This is a genomic window from Type-E symbiont of Plautia stali, assembly GCF_059731115.1.
Genome location: NZ_AP035906.1, coordinates 2,463,822 through 2,483,949, shown reverse-complemented (window position 1 = coordinate 2,483,949; position 20,128 = coordinate 2,463,822). Strand labels below are relative to the sequence as shown.

Genomic DNA, 20,128 nt, shown 5'->3' with positions numbered 1-20,128 from the left:
TATGGATAATTGCACATTGCCCGAATGGAGGCTGCATTGTCTTTACATCTCTTGCACCAGTTCCCACGTCTTGAATTACTCGGTGCACCCACGCCGCTTGAGCATCTGCCACGGCTTTCTGATTATCTCGGTCGCGATATTTTTATTAAGCGTGATGACTTCACGCCCGTGGCCATGGGCGGCAATAAACTGCGTAAACTCGAATTCCTGGCGGCCGATGCGCTGCGCGAGGGCGCGGATGTCCTGCTGACGGCGGGCGCGATTCAATCCAACCATGTGCGCCAGACGGCGGCGGTGGCGGCGCGCCTTGGCCTCGAGTGTGTGGCGCTGCTGGAAAATCCGATTAGCACGACCTCAGAAAACTACCTCACCAACGGTAATCGCCTTATGCTTGACCTGATGGACGTCGAGGTGGTGATGGTCGATGCGTTGCACAATCCCACTGAACAGCTGGCCGAACAGGCTGAACGTCTTGAAGCCCAGGGTTTCCGTCCTTATGTTGTGCCGGTTGGCGGTTCCAACGCACTGGGCGCGCTCGGCTACGTGGAGTGTGCGCAGGAGATCGCGCACCAAAGCGAAGGCGTGGTGGATTTCGCCGCTGTGGTGGTTGCATCGGGCAGCGCCGGCACCCATGCAGGTTTAGCGGTAGGGCTGGAGCAGTTGCTGCCTGATACCGAGCTGGTCGGTGTGACGGTTTCACGCAAAGTCGAGGCGCAGTTGCCGGTGGTAGAACGCATCCGCAGCGCGCTGGCTGAACAGCTGGAAGTGCAGACGCACGCGCCGATCACGCTTTGGGATGACTATTTCGCGCCGCGTTACGGTGAACCTAATGATGAAGGCATGGAAGCGGTGAAACTGCTGGCGCGTCTCGAAGGCATCATGCTGGACCCGGTCTACACCGGTAAAGCGATGGCCGGATTGATAGATGGCATTGCGCAGAATCGTTTCCGTCGTGAAGGGCCGCTGCTGTTTATTCATACTGGCGGCGCGCCTGCGTTATTTGCTTATCATCCTTCGGTCTAAGGCTAAGATAAAAAAGGTTTATAATCCGGCAGCTGTTGTTCTGGCCTGAAATGGGCCTGAATGCAGCGCCAATAACGAAAAGGCGGCAAACCCCGGTTTCGCTGCCTCAAAGCACACAACACATCACAATAAATGGGGTAAACATGGCTTTCTCTCCTATTCGTCGCCAACTGGTGATGGGCATGATGGCGGTCGCGCTGGTCGCGGGCGTTAACGTCAAAACATTCGCCGCAGAAGATCTGCTGGCACAGGTGAAGAGCAAAGGTGAGCTGCGCGTCGGTCTGGAAGGTACTTATCCGCCGTTCAGTTTCCAGGATGAAAGCGGCAAGCTGACCGGTTTCGAAGTGGAGTTCGCGCAAGAGCTGGCACAACACCTTGGCGTCAAAGCGGACCTGAAACCGACCAAATGGGATGGCATGCTGGCGGCACTGGATTCTAAGCGCATCGACGTGGTGATCAATCAGGTAACGATTTCACCCGAGCGTAAGAAGAAGTATGACTTCTCCACGCCATACACCCTCTCTGGCGTTCAGGCGCTGACGATGAAGAAAAATGCTGGCAGCATCACCAAGCCAGAGGATCTCTCTGGTAAGAAAGTCGGTGTCGGCCTGGGGTCTAACTACGAACAGTGGCTGCGTGACAACGTCAAAGGCGTCGATATCCGTACCTATGATGATGACCCAACCAAATACCAGGATCTGCGTTCAGGTCGTGTTGATGCCATTCTGGTGGACCGTTTAGCGGCGCTGGATCTGGTGAAGAAAACCGGCGACACCATGGCGGTAGCGGGCCCGGCCTTCTCTCGTCTCGAATCCGGCGTGGCGCTGCGTAAAGGCAATGACGACCTGCTGAAAGCCATTGATGCAGCGATTGCTGATATGCAGAAAGATGGCTCGCTGAGCAAACTCTCTGAGAAATGGTTCGGCGCGGACGTCACTAAATAATGCAGGAAAGCTTACAACTGGTGCTGGATTCAGCACCATTCTTACTCAAAGGCGCGCTGTTCACGCTGCAGCTGAGTATCGGCGGGATGTTCTTCGGTCTGGTACTTGGCTTTGTGCTGGCGCTGATGCGCCTGTCACATTTCTGGCCAGTAAACTGGCTGGCGCGTATCTATGTGTCGATTTTCCGTGGCACGCCGCTGATCGCCCAGCTGTTTATGATCTACTACGGCTTGCCGCAGTTCGGTATCGAGCTGGATCCTATCCCATCAGCGATGATTGGTCTGTCACTCAATACCGCCGCTTACGCCTCTGAATCCCTGCGTGGCGCGATTGCGGCGATTGAACGTGGGCAGTGGGAAGCGGCGGCCAGTATCGGCATGACGCCATGGCAAACCTTGCGCCGCGTGATTCTACCTCAAGCGGCACGTACCGCTTTGCCACCGCTCGGTAATAGCTTTATCAGCCTGGTGAAAGACACCTCGCTGGCGGCCACCATTCAGGTGCCGGAGCTGTTCCGCCAGGCGCAATTGATCACCTCACGTACGCTGGAAGTGTTCACCATGTATCTGGCTGCCTCGCTGATTTACTGGGTAATGGCGACGGTGCTGTCGGCATTGCAAAATCGCCTGGAAGCGCATGTGAATCGACAGGATCGGGAGGCAAAATGAGTGCGATTGAAGTACGTCAGCTGGTCAAGCAGTTCCAAGGCCAGACCGTGTTGCACGGCATCGATCTGGATGTGGCACCGGGTGAAGTGGTGGCGATTATCGGGCCAAGCGGTTCGGGGAAAACCACCTTGCTGCGCAGTATCAATCTGCTGGAAGTGCCCGATAGCGGCCGCGTCACGGTGGGTAATATCACCATTGATGCCAGTATTGGGCTCAACAAGCAGAAAGAGCAGGTTCGCCGTTTGCGTCAGCAGGTGGGTTTCGTGTTCCAGAACTTCAATCTGTTCCCGCATCGTTCAGTGCTGGAGAACATCATTGAAGGGCCGGTGATCGTGAAGGGTGAACCGAAAGCAGAAGCCGTGGCGCGAGCCCGCAGCTTGCTGGAGAAGGTCGGTCTGCACGGCAAAGAGGAGAGCTTCCCGCGTCGCCTTTCTGGCGGGCAGCAGCAGCGTGTCGCCATTGCGCGTGCGCTGGCGATGCGACCGGAAGTGATTCTGTTCGATGAGCCGACTTCGGCGCTGGATCCTGAGCTGGTGGGTGAAGTGCTGAATACCATCCGCGCGCTGGCGCAGGAGAAACGCACCATGGTGATCGTCACGCATGAGATGAGTTTTGCGCGTGACGTGGCCGATCGGGCGATCTTTATGGATCAGGGCCGTATCGTGGAGCAGGGCGCAGCGAAAGAGCTGTTCAGCCATCCGCAGCAGGCACGCACCCGCCAATTTCTTGACAAGTTTCTTAACCAATAGTCTCAAGCGTCGTCTGGTTCTGACGGCGCTTTCTCTTTTCTCATCTGAATCCCTTCTCTCAGTTTCCTCTGAAAATTGTCAAAGAACTTTCAATTAACCAACTGAAAAATAATATTTTATTGCCTATAAAATTTTGCTGGCAAGGTGCAGAAGGATTTTTAAGACGCCCCCGATTGAGACATCTTTGTAAATATAAATAATTCTTTACAAATTCATGGCGCAATCAGGATCATAAAATGACACATGCCAGAAATGAAGTCCTCTGGATCAACACGTTAAAAGGTGCCTGCATCTTGCTGGTGGTGTTGCACCACTCGATTATCACCACTTTCGCTCCCTCACTGCATCACCTCACGGCCGGCATGGTGCCTGCGCACTGGTGGGTGACCTTCAATACCTATCTTTCACCGCTGCGTATGCCCGCTTTTTTCTTTGTCTCAGGCCTGCTGGCGGCCAGTTCGATCGTCAAGAAGAGCTGGAAAGAGGTGTTCACCAAGAAGTTCAGCAATATCGTGTATCTCTATTTGCTGTGGGGGGTGATTCAGTGGCTGAGCATTCACTATATCTCCACACACCTCGGTGAGCGGCTGTCCAGCACCAAAAACGCTGCCTATGCCGACACGCCGTTTGAGTTCCTTAAACTGCTGCTGACCTCCATGACCAGCCTCTGGTATCTGTACGCGCTGGCGGGCTTCTTCTTGTTCACCAAGCTGTTCCACCGCCAGAAAATGGCGCTGATGGCACTGGCGATTGTCGCGACCTACGCTGCGCAGTTTAGCCTGATCCCTGGTTGGGGGCCGGCCAGCGTGGCGCAAAACTATCTCTACTTCCTGCTCGGCGTATTCTTTAGCCAGTCTTTGATTGAGATTAGCCAGCTTAAGCGCCAACACTGGCTGCTGCTGGCAGGCATCGCGGTGATTGGCGTGGTACATCATGTGGGGGGCATCTATAAAAACCCGTTCTACAGCCTGCTGACCATCGTGTTTGGTATCGTCGTGTGCCGTTTCCTCAATGAGCGCCTGAACATGGCGTGGCTGAACTGGATTGGCCGTAACACGCTGCAGATTTACGTACTGCACCGCATCTTCATAGAGTTGCTGGGACTGAGCGCGATTGCCCTGGCGCTGCATTACGGCTGGTTTGGTCATGCGGCCTTCAGTTGGGTATGGGCGCTGCTGATGCCGTTGACGGGCGTGGCGCTCTGCGTGACGATCTCACTGGCGGTGTGGTCACTGCTGAATCGCGGTCCAGGCAGAATGTTATTCATCTATCCGCGACTGTTGAGAAAACCCGTGCCAGAGACAAAAGCGGCACCGCTGCAATAATCAAAAAGGGCCAGTTCGCTGGCCCTAATTATTTTCTCTTAGCACAATATTAATATCCGCGTTTATCCATCTGCCACATTTCATAATTATACGAATAAAATTTGATTTTAATTTGGTTTGTTTGTGGTGGATTGCTCTTAATTTCCCTGTATTAATTGCTAACCTTATTTCCCTCGTCATACCCTTAGTGACTCTAATTTGGGAAGATATTGTTAGCCTGCTTAGCATTTGATTAATGTCTGGAACTGTAAAGTATTGTTATATCAGGGCCAGTAAAAAACTTTTAGGAGTTTCGCTAGAGTCATCCCCCGCCAGCTTGTTTAATAATCGTTGAATAACCAGAAATGCATCATTGTTTATTTCCTCATACTTCTCCTTAAAGACCTACACAGCAGCGGGAGTTAATCATATGAATAACGCCAGGAAAGAAGATATTGCATGGGTCAATACCCTGAAAGGGGCCTGCATATTGCTGGTGGTGTTGTACCACACCGTATTACCCGGATTTGAAGGAACGGTGAAATTATTGACGGCGGGTTGGATACCGGCAGAAATATGGGTGCAGTTTAATACTGTTTTATCTCCGCTGCGTATGCCAGCCTTTTTCTTTGTTTCGGGCTTGCTGGCAACCAACGGGATTCTTAATCGTCCGTGGAAGCAGATATTTACCAGTCGTATTACCAATCTGTTCTATCTCTATATTTTATGGGGCTTTATTCAGTGGTGGTCGATTGTGGGCATCTCCACAGAGATCACCGGTCAGCGTATCTCACACAACCTGAATGCCGCCTATGCGGGTTCACTGTTTGAGTTCCTGAAACTGACGTTTATGGCGATGAGCACCTCGTGGTATCTGTACGGACTGGCACTGTATTTCCTGTGTGCGAAGATCTTCCACAAACAGAAAGTGGCGTTGCTGGTGGTCGCGGTTGCGCTTAACTATCTGGCGGTGGAGAAGATCATTCCGTATTGGGGACCGCAAAGCGTGGCGCAGTACTTCCTGTTCTTCCTGCTGGGCGCGTTCTGGAGCCCGCTGATGCTGCGTATGAGCGAATGGCGTCGTGAAAATCTCGTGCCATGGGCGCTGCTGGCGGCGGTATCAGGAATCCACATTATCTTTGGTCTGGATAAGAGCCTGTTCCTGTGCATCATCGCGGTGCTGGCGAGCGTGGCGGCCTGCCGCTGGCTTAACGCGCACTTTAAGATGACGTACTTTAACTGGATTGGCCGTAACACCCTGCAAATCTACGTGATCCATCGTATTTTCATTGAGTATTTTGGCATGTCAGCGATTCTGTTCGCTCAGCGCCATCATCTGTTTGACTATGCCTGGTTCTCCGTGTTGTGGGCGTGTTTCTATCCGGTGGCGATTGTGGGGATTTGCTCGCTGCTGTCGGTGGCGGTGTGGTCTGTCACCAATCGCGGGTTGGGGCAGTCGCTGTTTGTCTTCCCGACCTTGATTGGTATGAAGCGCAACAAGTCTGTGGCTTAAGCTCAAAGTACAAAACAGTAGCGCCGCAACAAGTGGATATACTCGTCGCGGCGCGCCATGAAAAAGGGCCCATGTGGGCCCTTATTTTTTAACCAATCGTCATCAAACTGGCGTTACCACCCGCTGCGGCGGTATTCACGCTCAGTGAGCGCTCTATCAACAGACGTTCCAGCAGCAGATTGGTTTCGCCACGCGCGAAGCCCTGTACCGAAACAATCGCACCGTCCCGCGCGGCAACCTGCTCGCACAGCACGCGCAATTGATCCGCGTCACCGTGGTAGATCACCGCATCAAACCCGGCTGCCAGCACATCTTTCACCAGCACCACGTGTTTTTGTACGGCGGCAGGCAGTGATTTGCGCAGCGCGCGATGCAACTCATCATCCTGCCACAGCGCCTGGCTGCCCACGCTGGTCACTGCCGCAAGCTGTGTCAGTGCGTCCTGCTCGTTATCCGCAATACAGAGGACGTTATCGCGCGGCAGAAGCGTGAAGGTGTTACGTTCACCCGTTGGGCCTGGCAGCAGTCGCACCGTACCCGCCTGCGCCAGCTCGTCATAACGCTGACAGAGTGCCAGCAGTTCAGGTTTATCCTGCGCCCAGCTCTGCAATGCCTGGTGCGCGCTCATCAGCTCAGCACGTACGGAACTGTCGACTGGACGCTCGGCATCCTGACGATCGAAGGTCTTACGCAGTGCACTGTCTGGGCGGTTTGCCAGCAGGCGATAGAGATACAAAGGACCTCCGGCTTTTGGACCGGTGCCGGATAAACCTTCTCCACCAAAGGGCTGCACGCCGACGACCGCGCCGACCATATTGCGGTTCACATACAGGTTACCGACCTTCGCGCCTGCCGTGACTTGCGCGATGGTTTCATCAATACGCGTATGCACACCCAGTGTCAGACCGTAACCAGAGGCGTTAATCTGATCGATCAGCTGTGGCAGGCTGTTACGCGCATAACGCACCACGTGCAGCACTGGGCCAAACACTTCTTTATCCAGATCGCTCACCTGACCCAGCTCGATCAGGGTTGGCTTGATAAAGGTGCCGCTGGTCCACTCTTTGCTGTCTTGCGGATTGTCCTGCGCCGCCTGATACACGGTGAAACCTTTATTGCGCATCGCCTGAATGTGGCGCTCGATGTTACCTTTGGCTTCGGCGTCGATCACCGGGCCGATATCCGTAGAAAGACGTTCCGGATTGCCCATGCGGCATTCAGCCATCGCGCCACGCAGCATTTTCAGGGTGTGATCGGCGACATCATCTTGTACGCACAGCAGACGCAGCGCCGAGCAACGCTGTCCGGCGCTGTCAAAGGCGGAGGCAACGATATCGACCACCACCTGCTCAGTCAGCGCCGAAGAATCCACGATCATGGCGTTCATGCCGCCGGTTTCAGCAATCAGCGGCGTTGGGCGGCCTTGCGGATCGAGACGACCCGCCAGATTGCGTTGCAGCAGCGTCGCGACGGCGGTGGAACCGGTGAACATCACACCGCGTACTCGCTCGTCACCCGTTAACTGTGCACCGACAGTCTCGCCCTGGCCCGGCAGCAGTTGCAGCACACCTGATGGCACGCCCGCATCCAGCATGATTTGTACCGCCTGCGCGGCTATCAGCGGCGTCTGCTCAGCGGGTTTCGCCAGCACGCTGTTACCGGCTGCCAGTGCTGCAGCAATCTGACCGGTGAAGATCGCCAGCGGGAAGTTCCACGGGCTGATGCACACCACTGGGCCGAGCGGACGATGGGTCTCGTTATCGAAATCATCTCGCACCATACCGGCGTAGTAATAGAGGAAATCAACCGCTTCACGCACCTCGGCAATGGCGTTGTTGTAGGTCTTACCTGCTTCACGCACCAGCAGGCCAATCAGCTGCTGCATCTGGCCTTCCATCGCTTCGGCGGCGCGCTCCAAAATGGCTGCACGTTCTTGTGGCGGAGTGGCAAACCAGATTGGACCGGCATTCACTGCGGCATCCAGCGCTTCCGAGACTTCTGCTTCGCTGGCATCGCGCACGCTGCCCACCACATCGGCTGGCGCAGACGGGTTGAGTACCGGACGGCTCACGCCGTCACCCAGCTCACCTTCGACCAGCGGCTGGGCAATCCATGGCTGGCTGGCGCTATTGAGCAGGGCGCTGGAGAGTGATGCCAGACGATGTTCGTTAGCCAAATCCAGACCGGCTGAGTTGGCGCGCTTCTCACCATACAGATCGCGCGGCAGCGGGATTTTCGGATGCGGTAAACCGACTGCGCCTTCGGTCAGCGCCATCTTCTCCACCGCAGAAACCGGATCGGCAACCAACTCATCCAGCGGCAGGGTGTTATCCGCGATGCGGTTAACAAACGAGGTGTTGGCCCCGTTTTCCAGTAAGCGACGTACCAGATAGGCGAGCAGGGTTTCATGGGTGCCGACCGGCGCGTAGATACGGCACGGACGGTTCAGTTTGCCGTCTGCCACTTTGCCGACCACCTGCTCATACAGCGGTTCGCCCATGCCGTGCAGGCACTGGAACTCGTACTGACCCGGATAGTAGTTATTGCCTGCCAGCTGATAGATCGCTGCCAGCGTGTGAGCGTTATGAGTAGCAAATTGCGGATAGATCAGATTCGGTACCGCCAGCAGTTTGCGGGCGCAAGCCAGGTAAGAGATGTCGGTGTACACTTTGCGGGTATAAACCGGATAACCTTCCAGCCCTTCAATCTGCGCACGTTTGATTTCGCTATCCCAATACGCGCCTTTCACCAGACGGATCATCAGGCGACGGCGGCTACGTTGGGCGAGATCGATCAGGGAGTCGATCACAAACGGGCAGCGCTTCTGGTATGCCTGAATCACAAAGCCAATCCCGTTCCAGCCGTCCAGTTCCGGCTCGAAGCACAGTTTTTCCAGCAGATCGAGCGACAGTTCCAGACGGTCTGCTTCTTCCGCATCGATATTGATACCAATGTCGTAAGAGCGCGCCAGTAAGGTCAGTGATTTAAGGATCGGATATAGCTCTTCCATCACGCGTTCATACTGCGCGCGGCTATAGCGAGGATGCAGGGCCGACAGTTTGATCGAGATGCCTGGACCTTCATAGATGCCACGGCCATTGGAAGCTTTACCAATGGCATGGATAGCCTGCTGATAGGACACCAGATAAGCTTTGGCATCGCTGGCGGTCAGCGCCGCTTCACCCAGCATATCGTAGGAGTAGCGGAAGCCTTTCTCTTCCAGTTTGCGCGCATTGGCCAGTGCTTCCGCAATGGTTTCGCCGGTGACGAACTGCTCGCCCATCAGGCGCATCGCCATATCCACGCCTTTGCGGATCAGCGGTTCTCCACTCTTACCAATAATGCGATTAAGTGAACGCGACAAGTTGGCTTCATTGTGAGTCGATACCAGACGGCCGGTAAACAGCAGACCCCAGGTCGCGGCGTTAACGAACATCGACGGGCTGCGGCCCAGATGCGACTGCCAGTTGCCATTGCTGATTTTGTCGCGAATCAGCGCGTCACGAGTTGGTTTGTCGGGAATACGCAGCAGCGCTTCCGCCAGACACATCAGCGCCACGCCTTCCTGCGAAGAGAGAGAGAACTCTTGTAACAGGCTTTGCACCATTCCGGCGCGTCCGGTTGCACCTTTTTGGTGACGCAACTTATCCGCCAGGCTATAAGCCAGCTGATGGGTTTTCTCGGCCAGCGGGGCAGGGAGACGCGCCTGCTCCAGCAGCATCGGTACCGCATCGGTTTCCGGACGACGCCACGCAGCGGTGATGGCAGAGCGCGTGACCGACTGCGGCAAAATATGTTCAGCAAAGTCGAGGAAGGGCTGGAATGACTCGTCTGCCGTGCCTTCTTCACTGGCGGCGTCGGCGAGCTGGAGGGGAATTTCCGGCAAAGATTCACCGGCTTCCAGCTGCGAAAGGTAGTTAAAAATCGCCTGTTTGATCAGCCAGTGTGGCGTGCGGTCAATTTTACCTGCCGCCAATTTAATGCGATCGCGGGTGGCTTCATCCAACTTCACCCCCATGGTGGTCGTTCCCATGATTTCCTCGTCCTCAAAATATGATTCAACATCAGCGTGGGCTGCACTATCACTCATGTTGCAACTTTGTGCAACCATGTTAAATGTGACCTGAGTTGCACGTTTATCAACACTTAAAATCGGTCATGTGAAAAAACGGCACAAAACTTGCTGCAAGAAGCTCGCCAAAGTTGCAACTCCCTTCAACGAGAGCACTCTCATGTTGAACAAGGTGCAACTCAAAGTGTGAGCGTGTGCAACCTATTGGCATTAAATCAGCGAAGTCAGGTGAAACCATTGTGACAGCTGTGTTAAATGCATTGTGCGCGCCGCCCCTTTGCGGCAGGATACCGCGCCTTAAGAGAAATCGCTTTCTCTGGATGCGGTAAAGCCCTGATGCCATCACGTTCCGATGGCTCAGGAAAAAAGATTTCTCTTAACGGATTAAATAATAAGTGGAGAGAGTATGAGTATGAGTACACCGATGTTGGTGACCTTTGTAATTTATATCCTGGGAATGGTGCTGATTGGCTTTATTGCCTACCGTTCGACCAAAAACTTTGACGACTACATTCTGGGCGGACGCAGTTTAGGCAGTGTGGTCACCGCACTGTCAGCGGGTGCATCAGATATGAGCGGTTGGTTGCTGATGGGTTTACCCGGCGCCATCTTCCTTTCCGGCATTTCAGAAAGCTGGATCGCCATTGGCCTGACCATCGGTGCCTGGCTTAACTGGAAAATTGTGGCAGGTCGCCTGCGCGTGCAGACCGAACATCACGATAATGCCTTAACGCTGCCGGACTTCTTCTCCAGCCGTTTCGAAGACAAAAGCAAGTTGCTGCGTGTTATCTCCGCTGTGGTTATCCTCATCTTCTTCACCATCTATTGCGCCTCAGGCGTGGTTGCCGGTGCACGTCTGTTTGAAAGCACCTTCGGTATGGATTACCAAACTGCGCTGTGGGCCGGTGCTGCTGCCACCATTCTTTATACGCTGGTGGGCGGATTCCTGGCGGTGAGCTGGACCGATACCGTGCAGGCCAGCCTGATGATCTTCGCGCTGATCCTTACACCGGTGTTTGTGATTATCGCCGTCGGCGGTCTGGATGATTCACTGGCGGTGATCGAAGCGAAAAGCCTCGAAAACCTCGACATGCTGAAAGGGCTCAACTTTGTTGCCGTTATCTCCTTACTCGGCTGGGGCCTGGGCTACTTTGGACAACCGCATATCCTGGCGCGCTTTATGGCGGCGGATTCACATCACTCGATTCGCACTGCACGTCGCATTGGCATGACCTGGATGATCCTGTGCCTCGCCGGTGCCGTGGCGGTGGGCTTCTTCGGTATCGCCTACTTCCAGAACCATCCAGAACAAGCGGCAGGGGTGAGCCAGAACGGCGAGCGCGTGTTCATTGAACTGGCGCGTATCCTGTTTAACCCGTGGATTGCCGGTATCCTGCTGTCAGCGATTCTGGCCGCAGTGATGTCCACCCTGAGCTGCCAGCTGCTGGTGTGTTCAAGCGCCCTGACAGAAGACCTTTACAAAGGCTTCCTGCGTAAAAATGCCAGCCAGAAAGAGCTGGTATGGGTAGGGCGTTTAATGGTGCTGCTGATTGCGTTAATTGCTATCGCACTGGCGGCCAATCCGGAAAACCGTGTACTCGGCTTAGTCAGCTATGCATGGGCGGGCTTTGGTGCTGCCTTCGGTCCGGTTGTTCTGTTCGGCGTATGCTGGAAGCGTATGACCCGCAATGGCGCGCTGGCCGGGATGGTGATTGGTGCACTGACGGTGCTGCTGTGGAAACAGTATGGTTACACCGAACTGTATGAAATCATTCCAGGCTTCATCTTCGCCAGCATCGCGATTGTGGTGTTCAGTCTGATCGGCAAAGGCCCATCAGAAGAAGCACAAGCGCGCTTCGCTGCCGCCGAAGCTGAATACAACACCAAGTAATTCTGTCTCTGACACACTAAGCCCGCCCGTCAAACGGCGGGCTTTTTTTATGGAATCGACCAGGCTTCAGCATTCCCTTCAAAGCAATGACATAGTTAATCGTCCAATAAAGGCCATTCCGAGGAGCGAAGCGTCCGCGCCATGGACGGCGCGGCCGATCTGCAGGGATGCGTGGTTTCTTCGCGATCGGGATGGCCTTTAGTGGACAATGCTCTGAACTCGAAGCGACACCTCTGCACTGAACCTGAAGCGATAACTCTGCACCGAACGTGCAGCGAAAACCCGGCACTGAACCTGCAGCGATATCCCGGCACTGAGCTTGCAGCCACACCCCAGCACTGAATATTTATCTGAACGCTGAAATCCCCATCACCCATTTTCACTGAATCCGTATTACAGCCCGCAAATGAGAAATAATTTCATTCAGTGACTTGTAATTTTACCCGCGATAATGATAATCGATATCGTTTGCACTTTACGTATTTTTACCTAAGGTTTACCCTGCTTAACAATCAAGAGGTTGGTGATGTTCGTACCGTTTCTCATTATGCTGCGTGAAGGTCTTGAAGCAGCTCTCATCGTCAGCCTGATTGCCAGCTACCTGAAACGCACCCAGCGCACTCAGTGGTTCCCCGCGATGTGGGCGGGTGTCTTCATTGCCGCGGCACTCTGCTTAGGCCTTGGCATCTTCATTAATGAAACCACCGGCGAATTCCCGCAAAAACAACAAGAACTGTTTGAAGGCATCGTCGCGGTCGTCGCGGTGGTTATCCTCACGTCCATGGTGTTCTGGATGCGCAAAGTCTCGCGCAACATCAAAGCTACACTGGAACGCTCGGTGGACCAGGCATTGCAAAAGCAGGGCGGCGGTGGCTTCCCGTTGGTCCTCATGGTCTTTCTGGCCGTGGCTCGTGAAGGGCTGGAATCGGTATTCTTCCTGCTCGCTGCTTTCACCCAGGATGTCGGCTACGCGCCGCCGATTGGTGCAGTTCTCGGCCTGTTGACGGCGATTGTATTGGGCATGCTGCTCTACTACGGCGGCATCCGCCTCAATTTGGCGAGCTTCTTCCGCTGGACCAGCTTATTCATTCTCTTTGTTGCCGCAGGTCTCGCGGCAGGTGCGATCCGTGCTTTCCACGAAGCGGGGCTCTGGAACCACTTCCAGGACATTGCTTTCGACCTCAGCAACACGCTCTCCACCCACTCGGTGGTCGGTACGCTGCTGGAAGGCATTCTCGGCTATCAGGAAACGCCAAGCGTCAGTGAAGTGGCGGCCTGGCTTATCTACCTGATTCCGGCGCTGCTGCTGTTCTTCTTCCCGGCGCGCCCAACGGCCAGTGCTGCGCGCACCACGCGCTGAAATTAAATCAGGCGCGATTGCGCGCCTGTTCTTCCATGTAACAGGGATATCACTATGACGATTCGCTTCCGCCGTAAGGCGCTGTTGGTTTCAATGCTGGCTCTCTCAGGCGCTGCATCTGCTGCATCCATCCCGCAAGTCACGGTTACCGTCACTGACAAACAGTGTGAGCCGATGTCACTCAATGTGCAGGCGGGTAAAACCCAGTTCATCATCAAAAACAACAGCCAGAAAGCGCTGGAGTGGGAAATCCTGAAAGGGGTGATGGTGGTGGAAGAGCGTGAAAACATCGCGCCGGGCTTCAGCCAGAAACTGACCGCGAACCTCGAAGCGGGCGAATATGACATGACCTGTGGCTTGCTGACCAACCCGAAAGGCAAACTGGTGGTATCGGGTGAGTCGAAAACCGCTGCCAAAGGTAAAACCGACATCATGCAGCTGGCTGGCCCAATCACGGACTACAAAACCTACGTGATGAGCGAAGTCAAAGAGCTGGTGGCGGGCACTCAGGCCTTCACCGATGCGGTTAAAGCGGGCGACCTGGAAAAAGCCAAAGCGCTGTACGCACCAACCCGTGCGCACTACGAGCGTATCGAACCGATTGCAGAACTGTTCTCCGATCTGGACAGCAGCATCGATGCCCGTGAAGATGACTTCGAGAAAAAAGCCGAAGATCCGAAATTCACCGGCTTCCACCGCATCGAAAAAATCCTGTGGGCCGACAAAACCACCAAAGATGCAGAAGAGTTTGCGACTAAGCTGAATCAGGACGTGCTGGATCTGCAGACCCGCATCAGTGAACTGGCCTTCCCTCCGGCGAAAGTGGTCGGTGGCGCAGCAGGCCTGATCGAAGAAGTGGCGGCCAGCAAAATCTCGGGTGAAGAAGATCGTTACAGCCGTACCGACCTGTCCGACTTCCAGGCCAATATCGACGGTGCACAGAAAATCGTTGATCTGCTGCGTCCACAGCTGCAAAAAGCTAACCCGCAGCTGCTGGCGAAAGTCGATGCTAACTTTAAGAAAGTCGACAGCATCCTCAGCAAATACCGCACCAAAGACGGTTTCGAATCTTACGAGAAACTGACTACCGCTGACCGCAATGCGCTGAAAGGGCCGATCACCACTCTGGCGGAAGATCTCTCCCTGCTGCGCGGAACTTTAGGTCTCGACTAATCATGAGCCATAAAAATGACGCGGCAGAGCCGTCGCGTCGTCGTTTATTGCAGGGGTTAGGTATGTTGGGCGGCGCGGCCGCCCTGAGTGGCGGTTGTCCGTTCCATACGGCAGCCGCGGCTGACAGCTTCTCTCCCGGCACGGTTGCACCCGATGCGCGCCAGCAGGCGCAACCTTTCTACGGCACTCACCAGGCTGGCATTATCACCCCGCAGCAAGCTTCGATGATGCTGGTAGCTTTTGACGTCTTAGCCAGCGATAAAACCGATCTGGAGCGCTTGTTCCGTTTGTTGACCGAGCGCTTCGCTTTCCTGACCAAAGGAGGCGCCGCGCCAGTTGTCACCAACCCGCAGCTGCCGCCAATGGATTCCGGCATTCTTGGCGCCGATATCGCACCCGATAATCTCACCATGACGCTGTCCGTGGGCACCTCGTTGTTTGATGAGCGCTTTGGTTTAAGTGCACACAAACCGACGCAACTGCAAAGCATGACGCGCTTCCCCAACGATTCGCTGGATGCCGATCAGTGTCACGGCGATCTGCTGCTGCAAATCTGCGCCAATACGCAAGATACGGTGATACACGCACTGCGCGACATCATTAAGTACACGCCCGATCTGCTGGCCGTGCGCTGGCGGCGCGACGGCTTTATCGCCGACCACGCTGCACGCAGTCACGGTAAAGAAACGCCGATCAATCTGCTGGGCTTCAAAGATGGCACCGCTAACCCTGACACGCATAATCCTGCGTTGATGGATCAGTTGCTGTGGGTCACTGCAAATCAACAAGAACCCGCATGGACGCAGGGCGGCAGTTATCAGGCGGTGCGTATCATTCGTTTCCACGTTGAAATGTGGGATCGCACTCCACTGGGTGAACAGCAAACGATATTCGGTCGTGAGAAACTTTCCGGTGCGCCGCTGGGCATGAAAGAGGAACATGACGTGCCGGATTACAGCAAAGACCCGGATGGCGATGTCATCGCGCTGGATGCGCATATCCGTCTCGCTAACCCACGCACGCCGGAAACCGACAGCAGTTTAATGCTGCGCCGGGGTTACAGTTACTCCTCAGGGATTACCGGTTCGGGGCAGCTAGATATGGGACTCTTGTTCGTTTGCTATCAGCATGATTTAGCCAAAGGCTTTATCACCGTGCAAAAACGTCTCAATGGCGAAGCGCTGGAAGAATATATTCGTCCGATTGGCGGCGGATATTTTTTCGTTTTGCCCGGCGTACCTGACGAAAAACATTACCTTGGCCAGCCTTTACTGCAGGCCTGATTAATAAACGCACCGTGCCAGCACAGCGATAAGGTTGCGCTGGCGCTTTTTTCACCGACCGTAAACTTTCCCCTGGTCGCTTCCATTTCCGAATGTTCCGAAAAAGTTCGTCGCACGTCAAATAATCCATCCCACTGAAATTGCGAGATAATTTAATTTAAGACGAAAATTCTCATGCTTCGCTTATCTGTTTTTCTTTGTCGTGACGTAAAAATACTGTTGCAAAGCATGGTTAATATGATGCACTTTACTCATAAGCGTTGTCAGTTGTGTGGCTAAGTCCACTGGAGTTCGCGCATGACCCGGTCCTTCTATGGACAGTTAAATACACTTCAGCTAGCGCAGTACACTGCGGGGGATTTCTTCCCTCCAAAGTATCCTCTTCACTTTTCAATTATCGTTTCCGAACTAACGCCAATTCTCTACCGGTGCGCTTCAGCGCTTCGTCGTTGTTGCACACTATTTTCAATGGCCAGACCCGGCTTACAAGGAAGCCAAACAAACCTCTAAAGCGTTCAAGTCATCGCCGCGGGTGATCCGCCGCGATAAATGAAACCAACTGTAAGGTGCCACTATGGGAAGACAGAAAGCAGTGATCAAAGCGCGTCGTGAAGCAAGAAGAGTCGTTCGTAGTGATTCTCGCAGTCACCGTCAGCGCGAAGAAGAATCGGTCACTTCGCTGGTGCAGATGGGTGGGTTGGACTCAATTGGTATGGCGCGTGATTCACGCGATCGTGGTCCGATTGAAGCCAGAAATGAAGCTCAGGCGCACTATCTTAATGCCATAGAAACGAAACAGCTGATATTCGCCACCGGTGAAGCCGGTTGCGGTAAAACCTGGATTAGCGCAGCCAAAGCGGCTGAGGCCCTGATCAATAAGGATATCGAAAGGATTATTGTGACGCGCCCGGTTCTGCAGGCGGATGAAGACCTCGGTTTCCTTCCTGGGGATATTTCCGAGAAGTTCGCCCCGTATTTCCGACCGGTATACGACGTTCTGGTTAAACGTCTCGGCGCTTCCTTTATGCAGTACTGCCTGCGGCCTGAAATTGCCAAGGTAGAGATTGCGCCCTTCGCATATATGCGCGGACGTACGTTTGAGAATGCGGTAGTGATCCTTGATGAGGCACAAAACGTCACTGCGGCACAAATGAAGATGTTCCTGACACGCTTAGGTGAGAACGTGACGGTTATCGTCAACGGTGATATCACCCAGTGTGACTTGCCGTCCCATGTCAAATCCGGTCTTGCTGATGCGCTGGCGCGTTTCGAAGAAGACGAGATGATTGGTGTGGTGCGTTTCGACAAAAACGACTGCGTCCGTTCGGCACTTTGCCAGCGCACGCTGCTGGCTTACGGTTAACCATTGAGTAGTAGTTGATTGAGAGTGTAGCGAAGCAAAACCCGGCGCAAGCCGTAATGCCAGTCAGTTAAGCCTGACTGGCATTTTTTCTTCTGGCTGTCGGATATTTATAGGGTCTCTCTTTCACCACCCTTGGGAACGAGCGCTCCCGTCGTCCCGGTAGTCTGACCATCTCTGCTATCGAACTTACGTCCTTTACCAGTTCCGGGATACGCCCAGGCGATGCGCCTTCAAGTGTCCAGAGCAGTTTCATCACCCACGCTGTCGATTCCCTGAAGCTGAGCTGGTTAGGCCAGTATCCCTTCAGCGTTGAGGCCATTCTTATCATCTGATATCTCACCAGATTGTAGGCCAGCAGCACGCCCCACAGCTCCTGCCTTATCATCTCCGGCTTCCTGCTGCGAAGCGTGAGCCTGCTGTCCTGGAGACCCTGCTTTATTTCACGATATCCCAGCTCTATCTCCCAGCGATGACTGTAGAGATCCGCTATTTCTTTACCCGGGTAACGCATCGCATCCGTCATCGACGTCAGGAACCGCCACGTCCGGCCTTTTATTTCCCGGCTTATCATCCTCATCTCTGTGTGCGCCGCCAGATGTGGCCATTTCTTCCGTGAATGAGCGGAGGTTTTTACCCGGATAAGTATGTCTCCCTTCCCCAGACGACGTACCTCTTCGTACTGCAGGTCTTTACGTGCCGCTATCATCCAGTGACGATTTTCGCCGGCCTCATGCCAGGCGCTAAGCAGACCGAATGACGTGTAGCCCTTATCGAAGAGGGTCAGGCTGTTGTCGCACGCGCGTTCAATGAGACCTTCTGCCAGCACCATCTCATTCTCGTTCTGGCAGCCCATCGCGGCGCCGCTGATAAGATGGCTGGTGAGTTCCATCAGGCAGACCATGCGAACCTGCGGATAAGGAGAGGCGCCTGCCACCGTGCCTGAACGGACGAAAGCCTTCTCATTATCAGGTGTTTCTGGCGTGCGCCAGACAACGCCGTCAACAGCGTACAGCGTCAGACCACACCAGTCAGGGTGGGAAGTCTGTGCATTCCAGAGCTCGCTGCTCTGTTCGAAAACCCGCCGTACAGCGTCGTCCCCCAGCCGCTGCCTTGCCTGCACTACGGCACTGGGCGCAACGAAAGGACGGTTTCCCGGTAAAAGAATATCAAGGCGATTAACGATGGCGTGAAGGGGTTCTTTGCGCTCAAGGGCCATGCCGATGAGACACCAGACCATCATATCTGTAGTGAGTCTGCGCTTACGGAGCGTGACCGTGCCAGCTTCCTCAAGGCAGCGGCTGATGAGCGCAGGGTCAAGAACATCCGCGAGCGTATTCAGAGGATTACGAAGAGAATCGTAACGAGAGACGATATCAAGGGCCTGACTGAGCTGCATAAAAAAATCCGGAAACGAAGCGTTTCCGGATTCTTACACAGCCACTGGATCGTTCAACTGATCCTTAACTGATCGGCATTACGGCGCAAGCCGGGTTTTTTTATTGCTGCTCAGCCTGGTTCAATGGCGCGCATCAATAACTGCTGGTTAGGAAAATCGATCAGAACACGATGATGTTGTAAAAAATAAGTGCCAATTAAACCCTCTGGATAATGCATGAATCCTTTCATTTATTTTTTCCTATATGAGTATTTATCACATCCAGATATCTTCAGTGTCGGTATTCATAAAACGCGAAAGGTTTACTCCTCATGCTGCGTTATTTTTTATCCAAAAATGTTTTACGCGCCATTATGTGATCGAACACAGGAACATCTTCGGAAAACCGTGCAGTACGTGCATCACGCTCATAGCCCTGAGGTTCACACAGGAGTTGATAAAGCTCCGGGCGACGACCATGGATCCAGCGGCGTCCGGTAGACATCGCCAGTAACGAGAGATCCAGGTCGGCACTCACCAGCGTATCCCTGAAGGAAGTGGTTTCGTTAACGATGCGGCCATAGGGGTCAATCACCATCGCATTGCCGGTACGGATCTCGCCGTTATCCAGTCCGACGCCATTACTGAACAGGACGAAAAGACCGTTATCGTGCGCACGCGAAGGCAGCCAGCGCATCAACCAGCCTCGACCGCTGTCGCTAGCCAGAGCGATTTCCAGTGCGCTGGGATCGCTTTCTCGGTTTTCCCACAGGCTCACCGGAATGGGTTTCATACCAAAGGGACTGCGTGAATGGGTGCCACCTGTTTGATGCGGGGCAATCAGAATATCGGCTCCCATGAGCGCGGTGATGCGGACGTTATCGGTTAAATTATTGTCCCAGCAAATCAGAATCCCGACTTTCACCCCCCATGGCGTGTCAAACACGGTGAATTCATTTCCCTGGGCGATGCCCGCATGTTCGAAAGCATGGATCTTACGATGTACATGGCGTTGGCCATCCGGCATGCAGACCGCATAGGCATTGTAGAGCAGTCCATTATCATGCTTTTCGATGTAGCCGGCGCCGATCGCCATCTGATGCTTTTCCGCCAGGCTCGCGATACGCGCCAGTGACGGGCTGTTTTCCGTGCGCTCGGCCAGGGCTTCGACCTCTGTAATGGGCAGATCCGGCACATGCCAGTAACCCGTGATGCACATTTCAGGAAAGGCTAATATTTTGACTTCTTCTTGTGCGGCCTGCGCGATAAAGCGCTCCATCACGGAAAGATTGTAAGCTTTGTCGCTGGCGCGATGGCAAAACTGCACGGTGGCAACGCGAAGTGAATGTTCCATGGTGATTCTCCGAAAGGAAATAGGTCGCTATTTCACCAGAGGGAAAACCACCGTGT

General features: G+C 54.2%; 14 protein-coding genes. 11 read left to right on the top strand and 3 right to left on the bottom strand.

Annotated features, from left to right (window positions below):
* Nucleotides 1-36 precede the first annotated feature (36 nt).
* The 6 genes from AC6I8L_RS11390 (at nucleotide 37) to AC6I8L_RS11365 (ending at nucleotide 6,201) form a co-directional block, all read left to right on the top strand.
* Entirely contained in the window at nucleotides 37-1,023 is a 987-nt protein-coding gene (locus AC6I8L_RS11390) for a D-cysteine desulfhydrase (RefSeq protein WP_058959930.1), read from the top strand.
* 143 nt (nucleotides 1,024-1,166) lie between these two features.
* The gene (tcyJ, locus tag AC6I8L_RS11385; protein ID WP_058959859.1) at nucleotides 1,167-1,967 is read left to right on the top strand and encodes a cystine ABC transporter substrate-binding protein; all 801 of its coding nucleotides are present in this window, start codon (nucleotides 1,167-1,169) and stop codon (nucleotides 1,965-1,967) included.
* Complete coding sequence (tcyL, locus tag AC6I8L_RS11380) at nucleotides 1,967-2,635, top strand: cystine ABC transporter permease (protein WP_045815117.1); 669 nt, start codon at nucleotides 1,967-1,969, stop codon at nucleotides 2,633-2,635. Before tcyJ ends, tcyL begins: the two co-directional genes overlap by 1 nt.
* Nucleotides 2,632-3,384, top strand: a complete 753-nt coding sequence (tcyN, locus tag AC6I8L_RS11375) for an L-cystine ABC transporter ATP-binding protein TcyN (protein ID WP_058959858.1) — start codon at nucleotides 2,632-2,634, stop codon at nucleotides 3,382-3,384. Before tcyL ends, tcyN begins: the two co-directional genes overlap by 4 nt.
* Before the next feature lie 236 nt (nucleotides 3,385-3,620).
* On the top strand, nucleotides 3,621-4,709 hold the full coding sequence (locus tag AC6I8L_RS11370) for an acyltransferase family protein (RefSeq protein ID WP_058959857.1): 1,089 nt from the start codon (nucleotides 3,621-3,623) through the stop codon (nucleotides 4,707-4,709).
* Nucleotides 4,710-5,118: 409 nt separating this feature from the next.
* A complete protein-coding gene (locus tag AC6I8L_RS11365; RefSeq protein ID WP_058959856.1) occupies nucleotides 5,119-6,201 on the top strand; it encodes an acyltransferase family protein in 1,083 nt (360 codons plus the stop codon).
* 88 nt (nucleotides 6,202-6,289) lie between these two features.
* Here the strand turns inward: AC6I8L_RS11365 and putA are convergent, their stop codons facing one another.
* Nucleotides 6,290-10,234 (bottom strand): trifunctional transcriptional regulator/proline dehydrogenase/L-glutamate gamma-semialdehyde dehydrogenase, encoded by a 3,945-nt coding sequence (putA, locus tag AC6I8L_RS11360; RefSeq protein WP_058959855.1) that lies wholly within the window; start codon nucleotides 10,232-10,234, stop codon nucleotides 6,290-6,292.
* Nucleotides 10,235-10,679: 445 nt separating this feature from the next.
* Here putA and putP point away from each other — a divergent pair, with 445 nt between their 5' ends.
* The 5 genes from putP (at nucleotide 10,680) to phoH (ending at nucleotide 17,343) form a co-directional block, all read left to right on the top strand.
* Nucleotides 10,680-12,164 carry a sodium/proline symporter PutP gene (gene putP / locus AC6I8L_RS11355; protein WP_034824337.1) on the top strand — a complete coding sequence of 495 codons (1,485 nt, stop codon included), beginning with the start codon at nucleotides 10,680-10,682 and terminating at the stop codon, nucleotides 12,162-12,164.
* A 526-nt stretch (nucleotides 12,165-12,690) separates the two neighbouring features.
* Entirely contained in the window at nucleotides 12,691-13,524 is an 834-nt protein-coding gene (efeU, locus tag AC6I8L_RS11350) for an iron uptake transporter permease EfeU (RefSeq protein ID WP_058959854.1), read from the top strand.
* Between the two features lie 54 nt (nucleotides 13,525-13,578).
* Complete coding sequence (efeO, locus tag AC6I8L_RS11345; protein ID WP_058959853.1) at nucleotides 13,579-14,697, top strand: iron uptake system protein EfeO; 1,119 nt, start codon at nucleotides 13,579-13,581, stop codon at nucleotides 14,695-14,697.
* A 2-nt stretch (nucleotides 14,698-14,699) separates the two neighbouring features.
* On the top strand, nucleotides 14,700-15,980 hold the full coding sequence (gene efeB / locus AC6I8L_RS11340) for an iron uptake transporter deferrochelatase/peroxidase subunit (RefSeq protein ID WP_058959852.1): 1,281 nt from the start codon (nucleotides 14,700-14,702) through the stop codon (nucleotides 15,978-15,980).
* Nucleotides 15,981-16,554: 574 nt separating this feature from the next.
* The gene (gene phoH, locus AC6I8L_RS11335; protein WP_034824330.1) at nucleotides 16,555-17,343 is read left to right on the top strand and encodes a phosphate starvation-inducible protein PhoH; all 789 of its coding nucleotides are present in this window, start codon (nucleotides 16,555-16,557) and stop codon (nucleotides 17,341-17,343) included.
* Between the two features lie 67 nt (nucleotides 17,344-17,410).
* Here phoH and AC6I8L_RS11330 read toward each other — a convergent pair whose 3' ends face one another.
* A complete protein-coding gene (locus AC6I8L_RS11330; RefSeq protein ID WP_058962542.1) occupies nucleotides 17,411-18,739 on the bottom strand; it encodes an IS4 family transposase in 1,329 nt (442 codons plus the stop codon).
* A gap of 319 nt (nucleotides 18,740-19,058) precedes the next feature.
* Nucleotides 19,059-20,072, bottom strand: a complete 1,014-nt coding sequence (locus tag AC6I8L_RS11325) for a nitrilase family protein (protein WP_058960230.1) — start codon at nucleotides 20,070-20,072, stop codon at nucleotides 19,059-19,061.
* Between the last annotated feature and the right edge of the window lie 56 nt (nucleotides 20,073-20,128).

Excerpts from the sequence above, each read along its gene's own strand:
- phoH (WP_034824330.1), top strand. The coding sequence starts at position 16,555 with ATGGGAAGACAGAAAGCAGTGATCAAAGCGCGTCGTGAAGCAAGAAGA.
- AC6I8L_RS11365 (WP_058959856.1), top strand. The coding sequence starts at position 5,119 with ATGAATAACGCCAGGAAAGAAGATATTGCATGGGTCAATACCCTGAAA.
- efeO (WP_058959853.1), top strand. The coding sequence starts at position 13,579 with ATGACGATTCGCTTCCGCCGTAAGGCGCTGTTGGTTTCAATGCTGGCT.
- AC6I8L_RS11370 (WP_058959857.1), top strand. The coding sequence starts at position 3,621 with ATGACACATGCCAGAAATGAAGTCCTCTGGATCAACACGTTAAAAGGT.
- efeU (WP_058959854.1), top strand. The coding sequence starts at position 12,691 with ATGTTCGTACCGTTTCTCATTATGCTGCGTGAAGGTCTTGAAGCAGCT.
- AC6I8L_RS11325 (WP_058960230.1), bottom strand. The coding sequence starts at position 20,072 with ATGGAACATTCACTTCGCGTTGCCACCGTGCAGTTTTGCCATCGCGCC.
- putA (WP_058959855.1), bottom strand. The coding sequence starts at position 10,234 with ATGGGAACGACCACCATGGGGGTGAAGTTGGATGAAGCCACCCGCGAT.
- tcyN (WP_058959858.1), top strand. The coding sequence starts at position 2,632 with ATGAGTGCGATTGAAGTACGTCAGCTGGTCAAGCAGTTCCAAGGCCAG.
- putP (WP_034824337.1), top strand. The coding sequence starts at position 10,680 with ATGAGTATGAGTACACCGATGTTGGTGACCTTTGTAATTTATATCCTG.
- AC6I8L_RS11330 (WP_058962542.1), bottom strand. The coding sequence starts at position 18,739 with ATGCAGCTCAGTCAGGCCCTTGATATCGTCTCTCGTTACGATTCTCTT.
- tcyL (WP_045815117.1), top strand. The coding sequence starts at position 1,967 with ATGCAGGAAAGCTTACAACTGGTGCTGGATTCAGCACCATTCTTACTC.
- efeB (WP_058959852.1), top strand. The coding sequence starts at position 14,700 with ATGAGCCATAAAAATGACGCGGCAGAGCCGTCGCGTCGTCGTTTATTG.
- tcyJ (WP_058959859.1), top strand. The coding sequence starts at position 1,167 with ATGGCTTTCTCTCCTATTCGTCGCCAACTGGTGATGGGCATGATGGCG.